The 15,026-nt window shown below is 65.5% G+C and carries 16 protein-coding genes and 1 pseudogene; 13 read left to right on the forward strand and 4 right to left on the reverse strand.

Translation table 11 applies throughout. The annotated features are described in order from the left end of the window. The 7 genes from QM712_RS16310 to QM712_RS16340 all read left to right on the forward strand — a co-directional run. Positions 1 to 712 (forward strand): autotransporter outer membrane beta-barrel domain-containing protein (locus tag QM712_RS16310; protein WP_415024143.1); only part of this gene is annotated, 712 nt, incomplete at its 5' end. A gap of 2 nt (positions 713 to 714) precedes the next feature. Further along, positions 715 to 1,269, forward strand: coding sequence for an invasion associated locus B family protein (locus tag QM712_RS16315; RefSeq protein WP_415024144.1), 555 nt, complete (start codon positions 715 to 717; stop codon positions 1,267 to 1,269). A 75-nt stretch (positions 1,270 to 1,344) separates the two neighbouring features. Continuing rightward, on the forward strand, positions 1,345 to 1,749 hold the full coding sequence (locus QM712_RS16320; RefSeq protein WP_415024145.1) for an invasion associated locus B family protein: 405 nt from the start codon (positions 1,345 to 1,347) through the stop codon (positions 1,747 to 1,749). 237 nt (positions 1,750 to 1,986) lie between these two features. Then, on the forward strand, positions 1,987 to 2,586 hold the full coding sequence (locus QM712_RS16325) for an NYN domain-containing protein (protein WP_415024231.1): 600 nt from the start codon (positions 1,987 to 1,989) through the stop codon (positions 2,584 to 2,586). A 761-nt stretch (positions 2,587 to 3,347) separates the two neighbouring features. Beyond that, on the forward strand, positions 3,348 to 3,548 hold the full coding sequence (locus QM712_RS16330) for a hypothetical protein (protein ID WP_415024146.1): 201 nt from the start codon (positions 3,348 to 3,350) through the stop codon (positions 3,546 to 3,548). Between the two features lie 290 nt (positions 3,549 to 3,838). Continuing rightward, the gene (locus QM712_RS16335; protein ID WP_415024147.1) at positions 3,839 to 4,009 is read left to right on the forward strand and encodes a hypothetical protein; all 171 of its coding nucleotides are present in this window, start codon (positions 3,839 to 3,841) and stop codon (positions 4,007 to 4,009) included. Between the two features lie 643 nt (positions 4,010 to 4,652). Then, positions 4,653 to 5,240 (forward strand): hypothetical protein, encoded by a 588-nt coding sequence (locus tag QM712_RS16340; RefSeq protein ID WP_415024148.1) that lies wholly within the window; start codon positions 4,653 to 4,655, stop codon positions 5,238 to 5,240. A 98-nt stretch (positions 5,241 to 5,338) separates the two neighbouring features. Here QM712_RS16340 and QM712_RS16345 read toward each other — a convergent pair. Then, positions 5,339 to 6,806: pseudogene (locus tag QM712_RS16345) on the reverse strand (replicative DNA helicase). A 394-nt stretch (positions 6,807 to 7,200) separates the two neighbouring features. Here QM712_RS16345 and QM712_RS16350 point away from each other — a divergent pair. From QM712_RS16350 to QM712_RS16360, 3 genes are all read left to right on the forward strand, one after another. Then, the gene (locus QM712_RS16350) at positions 7,201 to 8,127 is read left to right on the forward strand and encodes an ArdC family protein (protein WP_415024149.1); all 927 of its coding nucleotides are present in this window, start codon (positions 7,201 to 7,203) and stop codon (positions 8,125 to 8,127) included. Beyond that, positions 8,127 to 9,068, forward strand: a complete 942-nt coding sequence (locus tag QM712_RS16355) for a hypothetical protein (RefSeq protein ID WP_415024150.1) — start codon at positions 8,127 to 8,129, stop codon at positions 9,066 to 9,068. The genes QM712_RS16350 and QM712_RS16355 overlap by 1 nt, the downstream gene beginning before the upstream one ends. 663 nt (positions 9,069 to 9,731) lie before the next feature. Continuing rightward, on the forward strand, positions 9,732 to 10,043 hold the full coding sequence (locus tag QM712_RS16360; RefSeq protein ID WP_415024151.1) for a DUF736 domain-containing protein: 312 nt from the start codon (positions 9,732 to 9,734) through the stop codon (positions 10,041 to 10,043). A gap of 139 nt (positions 10,044 to 10,182) precedes the next feature. Here the strand turns inward: QM712_RS16360 and QM712_RS16365 are convergent, their stop codons facing one another. Next, on the reverse strand, positions 10,183 to 10,440 hold the full coding sequence (locus QM712_RS16365; protein ID WP_415024232.1) for a WGR domain-containing protein: 258 nt from the start codon (positions 10,438 to 10,440) through the stop codon (positions 10,183 to 10,185). 265 nt (positions 10,441 to 10,705) lie between these two features. Between QM712_RS16365 and arr the strand changes: the two genes are divergently transcribed. From arr to QM712_RS16380, 3 genes are all read left to right on the forward strand, one after another. Further along, positions 10,706 to 11,131: an NAD(+)--rifampin ADP-ribosyltransferase gene (arr, locus tag QM712_RS16370; protein ID WP_415024152.1), complete on the forward strand. Its 426-nt coding sequence runs from the start codon at positions 10,706 to 10,708 to the stop codon at positions 11,129 to 11,131. A gap of 16 nt (positions 11,132 to 11,147) precedes the next feature. After that, the gene (locus tag QM712_RS16375) at positions 11,148 to 11,711 is read left to right on the forward strand and encodes a hypothetical protein (protein ID WP_415024153.1); all 564 of its coding nucleotides are present in this window, start codon (positions 11,148 to 11,150) and stop codon (positions 11,709 to 11,711) included. A 403-nt stretch (positions 11,712 to 12,114) separates the two neighbouring features. Beyond that, complete coding sequence (locus QM712_RS16380; RefSeq protein WP_415024154.1) at positions 12,115 to 12,273, forward strand: hypothetical protein; 159 nt, start codon at positions 12,115 to 12,117, stop codon at positions 12,271 to 12,273. Positions 12,274 to 12,472: 199 nt separating this feature from the next. Here the strand turns inward: QM712_RS16380 and QM712_RS16385 are convergent, their stop codons facing one another. Continuing rightward, positions 12,473 to 12,991 carry a thermonuclease family protein gene (locus QM712_RS16385; RefSeq protein WP_415024155.1) on the reverse strand — a complete coding sequence of 173 codons (519 nt, stop codon included), beginning with the start codon at positions 12,989 to 12,991 and terminating at the stop codon, positions 12,473 to 12,475. Continuing rightward, entirely contained in the window at positions 12,988 to 14,910 is a 1,923-nt protein-coding gene (traG, locus tag QM712_RS16390; protein WP_415024156.1) for a Ti-type conjugative transfer system protein TraG, read from the reverse strand. The genes QM712_RS16385 and traG overlap by 4 nt, the downstream gene beginning before the upstream one ends. Positions 14,911 to 15,026: the final 116 nt, after the last annotated feature.

The following is a 15,026-nucleotide window of genomic DNA, read 5'->3' on the forward strand; positions in this document are numbered from 1 at the left end:
CGCGCCGGTCGGCGACTGGCGTCTCGGTGCGCTGGCCGGCTACAGCGCCACCAGCTTCAGCGTCGGCGACCGCGCCTCGTCCGGATCGAGCGAGAGCTATCACGTCGGCCTCTATGGCGGCAGGCAGTGGGGCGCGCTCGGCTTCCGCTCCGGCCTCGCCTATAGCTGGAACGACATCGACACCAGCCGCTCGGTCTCGATCCCTGGGTTCGGCGACCGCCTCACCGGCAAGTACAATGCCGGCCTGTTGCAGGCCTTCGGCGAGCTCGGCTACCGCATCGACACGCCGGCGATCGCCTTCGAGCCCTTCGCCAACCTCGCTTATGTCAGCCTGCACACCGACGGCTTCACCGAGCAGGGCGGTGCGGCGGCACTCAGCGCCTCCGGCATGAGCACCGACACCACCTTCACCACGCTCGGGCTGCGCGGCTCGCTTCCCTTCGGCCTCGGCGGCATCACCGGCACGCTGCGCGGCACGATCGGCTGGCGGCATGCCTTCGGCGACACCACGCCGCTCTCGACGCTGTCCTTCGCCGGCTCCGACGCCTTCACCATCGCCGGGGTGCCGATCGCCAAGGATGCCGCCGTCTTCGACGCCGGCCTCGACCTCAACCTCTCCCCCACCGCGACCTTCGGCATCGGCTACCAGGGCCAGTTCTCCGACGGCGCCAACCGCAACGGCTTCAATGCCAAACTCTCGGTGAAGTTCTAGAAATGAAGAACGTCGTTTTTGAAGGTCTCCGTCGCTGGATCGTTCCGGCTCTGCTTCTCGCCGGCGCTCTGGCTCCGGCCTCCGCGCTGGCCCAGACAGCACCCACCCTTCCGGGCGGAGCATCTTCTCTCCAGGAGGCGTTCCAGGACTGGCGTGTCGCCTGCCGGGTTGCGGAGACGACGAAGGTCTGTGTTCTCGCGCAGCAGCAGGCGCAACAGAACGGGCAGCGCGTCGTCGCCGTCGAATTGCAGCCGCGCCCGGACAACACCGTAACCGGCACTATGGTTCTGCCGTTCGGGCTTCTGCTCAGCGCTGGCGCGACGCTTCAGATCGACGAGCAGAAGCCGCTGGCGCCGCTGGCCTTCAACACCTGCGTGCCGGGCGGATGCGTGATCAATATCGTGTTCGACGCCGCCACGGTGACGGCCCTGCGCAGCGGCAAGGCGCTCAAGGTCGCAGCCAAGACCGCCGACAACCAGCGGGACTTTCCGCTTACGGTCTCGCTGAACGGCTTCGCCACCGGCCTCGACAGGATCAGGGCGCTTCTGAAGAACTGAGCTGCTTCGGTCGACCGTGCCGGGCTCAGATCACACCCGTTCCACGGGCGCCCAGCCCGCGGCGAGCCGCTGCTGATGACAATTCTCATGCCGTCCAACGTGACGCTGGCCGCGCCGGCACGCTGGCTTGGCGTCGAGCCGGGCCACGACCCACCGTCTGATGCCGTCACCCTCGATCTCGCCTGGCGTCGTTGCTTGCCCCGGGGATGCCTCGCGGATGCGGGCGTGTCCGATGAGATGCTGAAGGGACTGCGCGCCCGCGCGGAGCCTTCCCGCGTCACGTTCCAAGACGGCGCCGGTCATGAAGATGCATTGGCCTTCCCCCCGAAAGGCTTCGTTCAAGCGCTAGATGGGCTTGCCCGGGAAGAGCCGCGCCAGTCGCAGACCTTCCTCTGTACGAACCAGCATGACGGAGCGGCAGCTGCCTTGGACGGCAGGATCTCCATCGCAATCGATACGCGATCGAGATTGCAGCCTTGAGCGATCAGATTGCCGGCATCTCAGTTTGCATTGTCGTGTTACCGAAATGCGGCTTCAAAATCGCGACTCACCATCCTCGCGCGCCAGGGGTTTGCCGGAGCTGAGGCTTTAGCTCTAAAAGCCATCAGCGTCGGGCATGATCAATTGTGATCATGGGGTTAGCTTAGTTGGCGGGCTAGCTTTAGCCGCCGCGTGGAAACGCGCCTATTTTATTCGCAGCTACGGTTGCTCTCTGCCATGCCCAATATCGCGCTGTTTATCGACGGTCCGAACCTTCACGCCACGGCAAAAAGTCTTGGTCTCCACATCGATTACAAGCGCCTGCTCGGTGAATTTCAGGGCCGCGGCACTCTCATTCGCGCCTTCTATTATACGGCGATCATCGAGGACCAGGAATATTCCTCGATCCGGCCGCTCGTCGACTGGCTCGATTATAACGGCTATACCGTTGTCACCAAGTCGTCGAAGGAATTCGTCGATGCCAGCGGACGCCGCAAGGTGAAGGGTAACATGGACATCGAACTCGCGGTCGATGCCATGGAGCTCGCCCAGCACATCGACGAGATGGTGCTGTTCTCCGGGGATGGAGACTTTCGGCCGCTGGTCGAAGCCGTTCAACGCCGTGGTGTTCGCGTGACGGTCGTGTCTACGCTCTCGAGCCAGCCGCCGATGATCGCGGACGAATTGCGCCGCCAGGCGGACGTCTTTACCGATCTGGTCCAGCTGCAATCCAGGCTCGCCCGTGATCCCGAGGAGCGTCCCGCGGCGTCTCATCAGCCGCGCGGCCCCGGTCAGAACACCTTGCATCTCCCACAGCGGAGAACGGTTGCGCGGTGAGATGGATCAACATCCAGAACTTTGGGCACGCGGATTGCGAAATGAGTCGCATTCCCACCAGGAAAGGTCCTGCCGCTTCGGCGACGGCTGCATGATCAAAAAGGACCTGCGCTCTGTTTTACAGTTAGCTGCAACGGACACTTAACCCCAAACACCGTCAGCACCAGCCATGGTCAGTTCTGATCATTGGCGCAGCCGCTTGGAAGCGTAACGTTCGGACGGAGCGGGATCATACACCCGCTTCGACTTGGAGGTGTTCCATGCATACCCGCATGACGTCTCGCATTCGCACAGCCGTCTTGGCAGCGGCTGTGTTAGCGACCCTCGGCCTCACCACATCGAGCGCCGGCGCGGTCTGCTTCTCATGCGTCATCGATTTCTGGCCTTGATGCATGTCGCAAGACTCTGAGGCCCGAGGAGTCGTCCTCGGGCCTCTCTCATTCGCTCATCATCAGTCGGCAAGCCCGTCTCTGCAACCCGGCGTCCACCGTGACTGTCCTTGCAGCCTTTACCGCTGCGATGGTCGTCGTGAGTCGATGCCCCTATATATTTGAATCGGTCACCAAGATTGCGGCAGGGCGAGCGCATTTCAATCAAGCCGGGACAGTGAGGCGAATTTTATGGCGTTGCGCAACCCCGGCTTAACCTCAAGCAAACTCACTCTCGCTCGTAGGCAGTTCTGATCATCGGTGCCGCCGCCCAAGCTGGTTGAATTGGAAGCGCGCCGATCTTGCGCTTGCTTTAAAGTTCGGAGGTGTACGATGTTTCGTTTCAGCAATACGTCCCGTTCGTTCCGCATCCGTGGCGTCATTCGCAAGGCGATCCTTGCCGCGTCCATGCTCGCCACCATCGGCCTGAGCGTCTCCGTCGCTCGCGCCGATGGATGGGATGGGCACTGGCTCTGCGACTCCCGGGGACAGTGCATCTGGATATCGGATGACGGATATTCGCCAAACAAGTAAGGCGAACGCTCGCCCTGGTGCCTAAAGCGCTGGGGCCCGTGCGCAATACGCGCTCGGTTTAAACTTTGTAGGTGTGCCATGTCTCGTCTCAACAATACTTCCCGTTCTTTCCGCATCCGTGGCGCCATTCTGGCTGCCCTCATGCTTGTCGCAGTTGGTGCTGGCATAATCGTCACCAGCGCGTCCGCGCTCGCGGAGGACGTGTGTAACGGCTATGCCGCATATTGGGACGGCCATTATTGGATATGTGGTGGCTTTTAGGCCCGCACGCGGCGAGGCCCTCCGGCCGCATGGGCACGCTGCTGCTCGACCCGCACAACATCACGATCACGACCGGCGCCGATAGCGGCCATGACGGCGGCTTCACGGCGATCGGCGACGACAGCGTGATCAACGCGACGACGCTGCTACGCCGCCTACTGGGTCGACGGATACTTGCAATGCGGCTGACACGAGGCTAGGCGGCGAGGCCCGGGTGGCGCGGCCACTCGGACCGCGTGCCGGTTCGCCATCGCGTGGCGATCTGCAGGACCACCTCGCCAAGCGCGGGCAGGTTCACGCCGGCCCTGGCAACGCCGACCGAGCGGGATCATGGTCCCGCTCGCGCCGATCGTGCGGGTCGGCCCTCGACGTCGATGGTGGAGGGTCCCTCCAGCGTGCCAACAGGCCGCGAGCGCAAGCCGAATGACGAGCGGAGGGTTTGAACCGCTGCACCAAAGCTGACGCGGTGTGTCCGCGGCGGCGCCCTCCGGCGAGGTTGGCGGAGCGGGGCCGGCCTGCCATGGAAATCCCTTGCCGATCGGTCTCGGCTTCATCGGTTCGCCGAACCTCCCCTCGGGTTTGTTGCGCTCTTAAACCGGCGGCCGCTCGCTTCAAGGCCGCTTCGCGCCGCGTTGCGGCCGGAGCCGCCGATCTCGGCAGAGCGGGCCCGCGCACGGCGGCAGGGCTGAAGCCCTGCTTGCGCGCAAACCCGCTCCGCTCGATCCAGCGTCCCCGGACCCTGAAGCGCCCGTCTTTCCGCCGGTTTTTGTCGACCGCACCCGAAGGGAGGATCGGCAGGCGCCGATCCGGGCCTTCAGGGAAACCGATCGAAAGGACATTCCGATGCCCAAGTCCATCCGCTCACCGCGCCAACCCGCCAAGGTCGTCCAGCTCCGCAAGGGCGCCACCCTCGAAACCGTCAGGCTTTGCTGTCCGGACGCCGGTCAGGCACTCCTCATCTCCGAAAGTTTCGGCCTTCCAGTCCTCGATGGCGACGGCATCCGTGATCTCCACCAGCGCCTGATCGTCGAGACGGCCGACGGCCTGAGCGAGGGGCTCGGGGAACGGGCGATGCAGATCCACCTACAGCGGATCGTCGGCGCCTATGTCGGTTCGGCCTACGGCGCCGGCCAGTTCTACTCCCGCGCGGTGACCGAAGCCCGCGACGCCACCGCCAAGACCGCCAACGACGCGCGCGACGAGGACCTCGACGGGCCGGTCGGCTTCGACAGCGCCGCGCAGCGCAAGCGGGAATTCGCAGCCGACATGGCGCTCCAGTCACACGCGCTCCGCATGGCGGCCGAGGGTGCCGTCGCAGCCTACGAGCAGGTCGTCGGCGAGCGCTGGAAGCCGTTCGAGCGTCCGGCCGACAACGTCGGTCAGGCCGTCGACCGCAAGGCGGCCCAGGCTCAGATGGCGGCTTTCGGTTGAGCCGCCCGGGCGAGGCTTCAGCCTCGCCCTTCAACTCACGCGCTTCGCTCACCGGCCGTTGACGAGCGGCCCTTGATGCGTGCGCGCTTGCGCACCTGTCAGCCGCGATCGCCAGCCAGGTCAGCGAGGCGCGTGAACTCGCCCTGGAACGAGAGCATCACGGTGCCTGTCGGGCCATGACGCTGCTTGCCGATGATGATTTCGGCCTTGCCATGCGCGGCAGCGAGATCCGCCTGCCACTTCTCGTGCTCTGCAGTGCCCGGCCTCGGCTCCCGGTTCTCCAGATAGTATTGTTCGCGAAACACGAACAGCACGACATCCGCGTCCTGCTCGATCGAGCCCGATTCCCGCAGGTCCGATAGTTGCGGCCGCTTTTCCTCACGGTTCTCGACCCCGCGGGAGAGCTGCGAGAGAGCGATGATGGGAACGTTGAGCTCCTCGGCGAGGGCCTTCAGACCCGTCGTGATCTCGGTGATCTCGTGGACGCGGCTCTGCGTCGCGCGAACCATGCGTCCTTGCATCAACTGAAGATAGTCGATCACGATCAGATCGAGCCCGCGCTGCCGCTTCAGGCGCCGGGCGCGCGCCGCAAGCTGGCCGACCGTCAAACCACCGGTCTGGTCGACATAGAGCGGAATGCGGCGCATCGCGTTGCGCCGATCGACCAGCCGGTCGAAGTCGCGTTCATCGATCGCGCCGCGGCGAATATGCGATGACGGCACTTCGGCCTGCTCCGCCATGACGCGGGTCGCAAGCTGCTCCGACGACATCTCGAGCGAGAAGAACGCGACGATCCCGCCGGCCGCGGCCTTGCGCGCGCCGTCGGCCGTCACGCCGGGCTGATAGGACCGCGCCACGTGAAAGGCGACGTTGGTCGCCAGCGAGGTCTTTCCCATGGCCGGCCGGCCGGCGATCACGATCAGATCCGATGGCTGCAGGCCGCCCATCTTCGCGTCGAGGTCGTTCAAGCCTGTCGGCAAGCCCGACAGGTTGCCGTCGCTCCGATAGGCCTGAGCCGCGCGATCGATGGCAGAGGAGAGAGCCGTATCGAACGTCTCGAACCCGCCGCCGAAGCGGCCGGTCTCGGCGACACCGTAAAGACGCTGTTCGACCATTTCGATCAGTTGGGCCGGCTCGCTATCGACCGCTGCATCGAAGGCTGCATTGCGCATCTCGTCGGCGACAGAGCTCGCGCCGCAGCGCGAGGTCGTAGATCGTGCGGCCATAATCGGCCGCGTTGATCACCGTGGTGGCTTCCGCGGCGAGGCGTGCGAGATATTGCGATGCCGACAGGCCTACGATGTCGAGATCGGCGGGCAGGAAGGTCTTCATCGTGATCGGCGTGACCGTCTTGTTCGCGCTGATCAAACCGCTGGCGATCTCGTAGAGCACGCCGTGGAGCGGTTCGAAGAAATGATCCGGCTTGAGAAAATCACACACGTGGAAGAAGGCGGCATTGTTGATGAAGATCGCGCCGAGCAACGCCTGCTCGGCCTCGATGTTGTGCGGCAACGTGCGAGGTTGTGCGATGTCCGCGAATTCGAGCCGTCGTGCCGCTTCTGCCATCGCTCTCCCGCGCCGGTGAAATAGGGGCAGCGTCGAATCGCGATGCCGCTTCGGAAGGCTACTTCTTGCTCGCGCGTTTCGCACGACGAACAGCTCTGCCGATCCCGCGGGCGATCGAAATGAATCACTTGCTTGCTGCGGCGAATCGCTGAGGCGCGCCGGCGATCGCGCGTCCCGCGCAGGAGAGGAACCGAAGCAGGAACGAAAGAAGCGAAGGCCGGCCATCGCGGCCCCTCCCGGCCGGCAGGTCCTGCCGGGGCCGGGAAACGGCGCAGCGGCTTCGCCGCCCTCCACTTCGTTTCGGCCGATGGTGCGCCGTCCCCCTGAATTCCCCGGCCACGGACCGCCGTGAGGGGCCGCGATCGGCGCGGCCTCCGAAACGGAGGTTCAGGACATGAGCGAGAAGAGGCAAGCCAATCGATCCGACATCTATGCGCGGATCACAGACCGCATCGTCGCCGAGCTCGAGAAGGGCGTGCGACCCTGGGTACAGCCGTGGAGCGCCAGCCATGCCGCGGGGCGCATCACCCGGCCGCTGCGCCACAATGGCGAGCCGTATTCCGGCATGAATGTCTTGCTGCTCTGGTCGGAGGCTATGGCGCGAGGCTACACCTCGCCGGTCTGGATGACCTTCAAGCAGGCAAGCGAGCTCGGCGGCCATGTTCGCAAGGGCGAATCCGGCTCGACCGTCATCTATGCCAGCCGGTTTACCAAGACCGAGACCGACGAACACGGCGGCGAGGTCGAACGGGATATCCCGTTTCTCAAGACCTACAGCGTGTTCAACGTCGAGCAGATCGACGGACTGCCGGAGCAGTTCGCCGGCCGGCCAGCACCCGTCATCGATCCGGTCGAACGGATCGCCCATGCCGATCGCTTCTTCGCTCATACCGGGTCCGTGATCCGGCATGGCGGTTCGCGGGCGTTCTACGCGCCGTCGACCGATCACATCCAGATGCCGCCGTTCGAAAGCTTTCGCGACGCCGCCTCCTACGTCGCCGTGCTGAGCCACGAGCACATCCACTGGACGGCGGATTCCCGCCGCGTCGGCCGCGATCTCAGCCGCTATGCCAAGGATCGCAGCGAGCGCGCCAGGGAAGAACTGGTTGCCGAGATCGGCTCCGCGCTGCTCTGTGCCGATCTCGGCATCGTGCCGGAGCTCGAGCCGAGACCGGACCACGCCGCTTACCTGGCCAGCTGGTTGAAAGTCCTTGCTGACGACAAGCGGGCCATCTTCTCGGCCGCCGCACACGCGCAGCGGGCGGCGACCTATCTGCACGGCTTGCAGCCGCAGAGCGATGGTGAGCGGGAGGCGGCCTGATGCTTCATGCTCCCGTCGCCGCGGGGGAGAGCGCATCGCTCCCCCCGATCCGCCTGCGCGTGCTCAGTCTCGGCGCCGGCGTGCAATCCACCACGCTGGCCTTGCTGGCCGCGCATGGAGAGATCGGGCCGATGCCCGATTGCGCCGTCTTTGCCGACACCGGATGGGAACCCGCCGCCGTCTATCGGCACCTTGCCTGGCTGATGTCAGGCAACGTCCTGCCGTTTCCGGTTCACGTCGTTTCCGCCGGAAACATCCGCGAGCAGCTCGTCGCAGCAGGGCAGGGCAGGCGATGGGCCTCGATCCCTGCGTTCACGCGCACCGTGACGCCGGCCGGCGCCGAGGTGGCGGTGCTCGACGAGGATGACGAGGGCGCGTTGATCGAAATCGGCCGGCGCCGCACTACGACCGAGGCCGTGTCGATCGGCATGATCCGACGGCAATGCACGACCGAGTTCAAGATCGTGCCAATCCGGCGAAAAGTGCGCGCGCTTGCCGGCCTCACCAAGAAGCGCTCGCCGGCCTGCGCCGTCGTCGAGCAATGGATCGGCATCTCGACAGACGAAATCGTTCGGGCCAAGCCGAGCTTCGAGCCCTGGCAGGTCAAACGCTTCCCGCTGATCGAACAGCGCATGAGCAGGCACGACTGCCTCGCCTGGCTGCGGCGGCACGGCTATCCGATCCCGCCGAAGAGCGCGTGCATCGGGTGTCCGTTTCACGACAACGCGCGCTGGCGTGACATGCGCGACCACGATCCCGAGGCCTGGGCCGACGCTGTCGATGCCGACCGTGCGCTGCGCTCCGGCATTCGCGGTGTCCGCGGCCAGGTTTTCCTGCATCGCTCCTGCGTGCCGCTGGACGAGGCCGATCTGGCCACGGCCGCCGACCATGGCCAACTCGATCTGTGGCCGAACGAATGCGAGGGCATGTGCGGCGTGTGAGGCTGAAGCGATGCGCTCGCGCGGCTCGCGGTGCCGCCCCATGCGCATCGCCGCCGCGTCAAGCGAAGAAGGCCCGCCTTGCGCCGAAGACCCCGGAGCCGTGGTCGGTGCTGCGCTGGGGCCAGACCGTGGAGGCTGCCGGCCTCGTCGACGATGGCCGCGTCAACGCAAGCGGAGAAAGCGGGTCGGCGCATGCCGGGGGTCCGTCGGCAGGTGCATGTCGACTTGCGGCGGCGGGTGAGCGCGGTCTCGCCGCATTGGCTCACCGGGGACCCTTGGCGGGCGGGAGACGCGGGTCTTGAGGCGGCCTGGTCGAGAGGATTGGGTCTGATTGCCGGTGCTGGTGACCGTGCGACGCGAGGGCCGAGCGCCTGTCTTCATTCCAGCTGTTTTCACGACGGGCAGCCCATCTGCGTCCTCGATTACGGCTGGTCTGACCGAAGGACGGTCCCGCTGCGCAGGCCCTCGATCTTGTCCCCGCAACGACCGTCCTCGACTTTCTTCCCCTGGCGCTGCGCGCCATTCCTCGCGAGACAAGAAAGTCGCTGCCGGCCGCCCTCCACTTCGTTTCGGCCCTCCGGGTGCGGGTCGATCGCCTCCGGTCTCACGACCGCCATCGAGGTCGCGATGGGCGCGGCCCGAGAAAACCAAAGGAATGAGACAATGGCTACCATCGGCACCTTCACCGCGACGGACAACGGCTTCACCGGCGCCATCAAGACCCTCAACCTCAACGTCAAGGCCAAGTTCGTCCGCGTCGAGACGCCCTCCGACAAGGGTCCGCACTTCCGCATCTACTCCGGCAACGTCGAGCTGGGAGCCGCCTGGCAGAAAGTCGCCCGCGACACCGAACGCGACTACCTCTCGGTCAAGCTGGACGACCCGAGCTTCCCCGCTCCGATCTACGCCACCCTCATCGAGGTCGAGGGCGAGGAAGGCCTCCAGATGATCTGGTCCCGCCCGAACCGGGACTGAGGCTCCCGAAGAGGGCCCCGCCGCAAGGCGGGGCCTTCTTCTTTTTTCGAGCGCGAGAGGCTCAGCAGCGGCGGCGCCGCGCAGGACGGCGCGCCGCGCCGGTCGGGGCCGCCGAACGATGGGGTGTTCTGCCGGACGTTCAAACGCTTTCAGGCGGCGAGGCATAGCCCCGGCGGCGCTTTGTCCGCGCAAGGCGCTCAAACGCCTCGCCGGCGCTCATGCTGTCATCGAAGGTTTGCATCATGGTCTGCCCGTTGGTGCCGATCCGGCCCCAGTTGCGCACCACCGCGACGCCGCCGAACAGGGTCGGCTGCAAGGACAGCCGATAGAAGCGCCGCATGTTGCGCGCCGCGTCGACACGACGAAGATGGACCGGGTCCGGCGAAGGCTGAGCCATGCGCCGATTCTTTCGTCTTCCCGAATCGCTGTCCAATTGGATTGTTGAATCGAACAGGGCCGATCGATTCGTTTTCTCGATTAGGCCATTGCGGCTGCGCGAAATCCTCCGAGATCGCGGTTGCGCGGTCCGCGAAGCGTGAGGTTGATTTCGGCCCCGGGGCTGGCCAATTCGGGTAATGTCTCGGTTCGAATTCCGGGTTGCGACCCCTCCGTTCCTGGCGGCGCTCAGCTCGCTGACCACAAGCAGGACCCACAAGATCAAGATGACGACTGACGCGCTGGACGAGGGACCGTTCTTTCACGGCACAATCGCGCATTTGCGCGCGGGGGATTTCCTCACCGCGGGCTATCGATCGAATTATCGTCCCGAGGTCGTGATGAACCACATCTACTTCACGGCCATTTTGGACGGCGCCGGACTTGCCGCTGAAATCGCGGCGGAGCTCGCTGGGGGCGATGCCGTTCCACGTGTTTATGCCGTCGAGCCGACCGGGACGTTCGAGAATGATCCGAACGTGACCGACAAGAAATTTCCCGGCAACCCCACCCGGTCGTATCGTAGCAGCGCGCCGATCAAGGTCATCGGCGAAATCACGCGGTGGACCAGATTGACGCCGGAAGCACTCCAGATGTGGAGAGAACGACTGATCAAACTGCGCTCCGATGAGCGGGGAGACATCATCAACTGATGCGCGGATACGCATCTTGTCTTCACTGGCGCTCGAAGCCCAAAGAACATGCGGTTATCTCACCTCTCGGGCCCGAGTTCAGATTGAGAACCCACCAGATTTGGCTCCCATTTTGTCCCGTTTTCTGGCATTTTCCACCCGATCAGAGGATGCCATGCCAAGCCGGATACCCCTCGACCCGAAACTGCCCAAGGCCTTCGACGCCACGCCGAACGAGGAGCGCAGCAAGGCGCAGCTCGATCAATGGTGGGATCGTCCTTTCGGACTCACCCGCCCGGATGGCCGTATCGAGGTCCGGTGCCTGAATGGCGGCGCGTGGGACCGCTCGACCCATCTCGGCATCGCCGATGACTACGATGCCGCCTGTGCATTGGCCGAAGCGAAACAGGCCGAGTGGCTGCGGTTCCGCGAACAGCCCTGCACCTGTCTTGACGTCGGCCGGGTGACGGTGGTCCGGCAGCCGCAGCGGCCAGACGAGCAGATGCTCGAACTTGCCTCATTCCCGACAGCGGAAGCGGCGACGGACTATCTTCGCGCCAATTTTCCAGACCCAAACCCGCAGGCTCGGCCGCCCGCATAGCGTCACGCCTTGAAACGCGACGGGCTTCGGTCGGGTGACGCGCACCGCTGTTATCTTCCGATCGGACGTAAAGGCTTGGGCGAGCCCCCTTCGGGGGACGGCTCTACTCGCGCCGCCAGGGCGGCGCTCCCGGAGCCCGCAAGCGGTCTCCGCCCATTCGGGTGACGATCCATCTCGCAGGACCGGGCCGTAGTGAAAGGCCTGCTCAGTTCGTCCGAGGATGCCATGGCGGAGCGGAGGCGCCAAGGACGGGCGGTCCCCCCGAATTTCATCCGGCGCCCTGCGGCCGCCTCCAGAAATCCGGCTCCCCCACCCGCCGCGTCGCGGCCGCTTCGCGGTCCCTGACCCCTCCGCCCCGCCATGACCGTGGTCGCCGTCTTTCACAAACATGACGGAGACCACCATGACGATGTCGATCGATCAGCATATCGAGGAGCTGCGCGCCGAGCTGCGGAACGCCGTCGAGCGCGACGAGCGTCGCGTTATCGATGCCGAGCTGGCCGCAGCGATCGCCGAGCGCGACGCGATGCTCGACGCCTGGGCGGACGAGCCTCCCCATTGAGGGAGGCTCGCGCCGCCTCGGCGATGCCGGCTCGTCGCCGGATAACGACACGGCCCCTGATCGGGGCCGCTTTTTTCTTCCGCCGAGGTCCATCGTCGCGCCGCCTGATCGGCGGCGAGGGGCTCTTGCTCCAAGAGGTTCACGAAGGCCAGCCATTGCCATTCATCAGGCTGGCCACGACCGCTTTCCCTCTGCGCCGTCAATCATGCCCACACCAATCCCGCCGCGGTTCGTTCCAGCGGCGCGCGAGCCCTTCCTCGACGAGCTGTTCGCCGAGCGATCGGTCATCGCGCGTGACGGTGCGGAGCTTGCGACCATACCGGTCGACATCGCGCCATCCCGACTGCAGCGAAAACGCACCGGCCCTCAGCAGAGCGAGCAGCCTGTCGCGCGCCACCTCGCCGGCATGGCGCTCGTCGTCGCAGGACGGCGAGAAGATCTCCGGCGCGTCGATATCGGCGATCCTGATCTTGTCGCCCTTGAACCAGAATGTGTCGCCGTCGACGACGCAATTCGTTCGGATCGGTCCGTCGCAGAGCGTGAACGTCGCCCCCAACGCGTCGGTCAGCCGTGACGGCGGCACCGTCATCGTGCGCGATGGATCGTGATGCGGACGGAGCGCCGGCCGACCGAACCGATCATCGTTCGCGATCCACAGCGCGCCAAGGATGCCCAGCGCCAACAGCGCGCTGACCAGGAGACTGCGCGCCGCGGTCACGATTTCCCTCCCGCTTGAAACCGGCTCTGCGTGGCGCAAGCCTTCATGTCAGCGCGACGGAACCAGATGGCCCGGCCGCATCGCAACGGCGGGTTGCCGGCCGTGAAGATGATCTGCTCATCGGTTCTCATCCGCAGCACTTCGTGCGGCAGGATCAGCGGGCGGCGCGTGAGTTGCTTCGATCGTGTCCGCGACGAACCGGACATTTGCGACGAGCGGCTGAGCTGATCGACCTCCACGGTCGTGTCGCCGCAGCGCTTCGAAATATAGTCCGCCGTCTCGGGATCGTTGACCGCCGAGAACGAGATCCAGGACGCGCTCTCGAACCATTTGCTCGTCGCATCCCGGCCGCCATACGCTTCGCGCATCTGGCCGATCGACTGGTAGAGCATCAGCAGGCTGATGCCGTATTTGCGACCTGCGTCGCGCGCGGTCTCCAGAATGCGCAGATAGCCGAGCCGGGCCACCTCATCGAGCAGGAACAGGGTCCGGCCGCGTACCGCGCCGTCGCGGTTGTAGATGGCGTTGAGCAGCGAGCCGATGATGACCCTGGCGAGACCGGGGTGGTTCTCCAGCGTCTTCAGGTCGAGATTGATGAACACGTCGGTCCGGCCTTCGGCAAGGTCGGCCGTCGTGAAGCTCGATCCGGACACCAGCGCAGCGTAATTGGCGTAGGACAGCCAATGGGTTTCTTTCACGGCGTTGGCGTAGACACCGCTGAAGGTCTCCGGCGTCATGGCGATGAAGGGCGCGACATTCTCCTTCACGAAACCGGAGGCGGAATTGTCGTAGATCGCCTGCAGCCGCTGACGCAGTTTCGGCTCCGGCTCCGACAGGTTTGCCCGAACCTGGCGCAGATGCTGAACCGTCTTGTCCGTATGACCGGACAGGCAGACATCGGCGATCAGCGCCGTCAGCAATTGCAAGGCCGATGCGCGAAAGAAATCATCGCGGGCCGAGCCCTGGCGCGGCGTGTCGGTCATGATCCATGAGGCCACCGCCGCGATATCTTCCTCCTTGGTCGCCCCGTGCTGGCCGATCCAGTCGAGCACGTTGAAACCGGTCTCGGAGGCACGCGCGTCGAGCACAAAGACCTCGCGCCCCGCGTCATGGCGATGGGCCAGCACCATCGGCGCAACCTCGTTGGACGGGTCAAGCACGACAAGGCCGCCGCCCCATTTCAGCGCCGTCGGCACCGTCACCGACGTCGTCTTGAAACCGCCCGAGCCCGCGAAGACGATGCCATGTGAGGAGCCGAACGACGCATCGAAGCAGAGCAGCGGGGCGCTGCCGCCTGCCCCCCATGTTTCCCGCTCGTCAGCCCGAAACGAGCGCTCGGCCCCTGCGTCCCGATCGACGCGATAGCGTTCGCCGACGACGATACCGCCGGTCTCCGGGAACAGCCGCGCGGCGGCGCCCATCGCCATCCAGTCGGACTCGCCATGGATGGCGCGGCGGCCGCGGATGCGCCGCGGCGCCGCCGGCGCGAACGCTGCATTGCCCCTGAGCGCGACGCGCAATCCGAACACCGCGACCATTGCGGCGCAGGTCGCGCCGATGGCGGTCGACGGGTCAGCATAAGCGAGCAAGCGGTCGCCGGCTGGCAGGGCATTGGCCATCGACTGGAGGCGGACAATCTCGCGGACGATGGCGATCGCGACGACGATCAGGCCGCCGGATGCAACGCCCGCACCGGCGGCGCGCACGGCCTGCGCACCAGCCAGCGAAAGCAGCAAGACCACGCCCGCAGTCGCGGCAATCACATAGGGGAGGGCGATGCCGATCCGACCCAGCACGAGCCGCGCATGCGGCGTTGCGCCGAAGTGAGACAACCAGGTCTCCACACCGCTGACCGCGAGGCAAACGCCGGCCATCAGCACGACCAGCGCAACCGCCATCGCGACCCTGCCGGCCTTCATGGCCGCGCGACTTCAGCGCGGATCAGGCCGATTCGCGCGGCCGAGCTGGGTCGAGACTGCGGCCATCGAGGTTGCAGCTTGGCGATGTCATCGCCGGTCCGGCACCGATGCCTGTT

The organism is Bradyrhizobium sp. (assembly GCF_047605465.1).
Lineage (GTDB): Bacteria > Pseudomonadota > Alphaproteobacteria > Rhizobiales > Xanthobacteraceae > Bradyrhizobium.

Coding starts and splice junctions, on each gene's coding strand:
- traG (WP_415024156.1), bottom strand. CDS start 14,910: ATGAAGGCCGGCAGGGTCGCGATGGCGGTTGCGCTGGTCGTGCTGATG.
- QM712_RS16355 (WP_415024150.1), top strand. CDS start 8,127: ATGCTTCATGCTCCCGTCGCCGCGGGGGAGAGCGCATCGCTCCCCCCG.
- QM712_RS16315 (WP_415024144.1), top strand. CDS start 715: ATGAAGAACGTCGTTTTTGAAGGTCTCCGTCGCTGGATCGTTCCGGCT.
- QM712_RS16335 (WP_415024147.1), top strand. CDS start 3,839: ATGGGCACGCTGCTGCTCGACCCGCACAACATCACGATCACGACCGGC.
- QM712_RS16365 (WP_415024232.1), bottom strand. CDS start 10,440: ATGGCTCAGCCTTCGCCGGACCCGGTCCATCTTCGTCGTGTCGACGCG.
- QM712_RS16360 (WP_415024151.1), top strand. CDS start 9,732: ATGGCTACCATCGGCACCTTCACCGCGACGGACAACGGCTTCACCGGC.
- QM712_RS16330 (WP_415024146.1), top strand. CDS start 3,348: ATGTTTCGTTTCAGCAATACGTCCCGTTCGTTCCGCATCCGTGGCGTC.
- QM712_RS16340 (WP_415024148.1), top strand. CDS start 4,653: ATGCCCAAGTCCATCCGCTCACCGCGCCAACCCGCCAAGGTCGTCCAG.
- QM712_RS16350 (WP_415024149.1), top strand. CDS start 7,201: ATGAGCGAGAAGAGGCAAGCCAATCGATCCGACATCTATGCGCGGATC.
- QM712_RS16320 (WP_415024145.1), top strand. CDS start 1,345: ATGACAATTCTCATGCCGTCCAACGTGACGCTGGCCGCGCCGGCACGC.
- arr (WP_415024152.1), top strand. CDS start 10,706: ATGACGACTGACGCGCTGGACGAGGGACCGTTCTTTCACGGCACAATC.
- QM712_RS16380 (WP_415024154.1), top strand. CDS start 12,115: ATGACGATGTCGATCGATCAGCATATCGAGGAGCTGCGCGCCGAGCTG.
- QM712_RS16325 (WP_415024231.1), top strand. CDS start 1,987: ATGCCCAATATCGCGCTGTTTATCGACGGTCCGAACCTTCACGCCACG.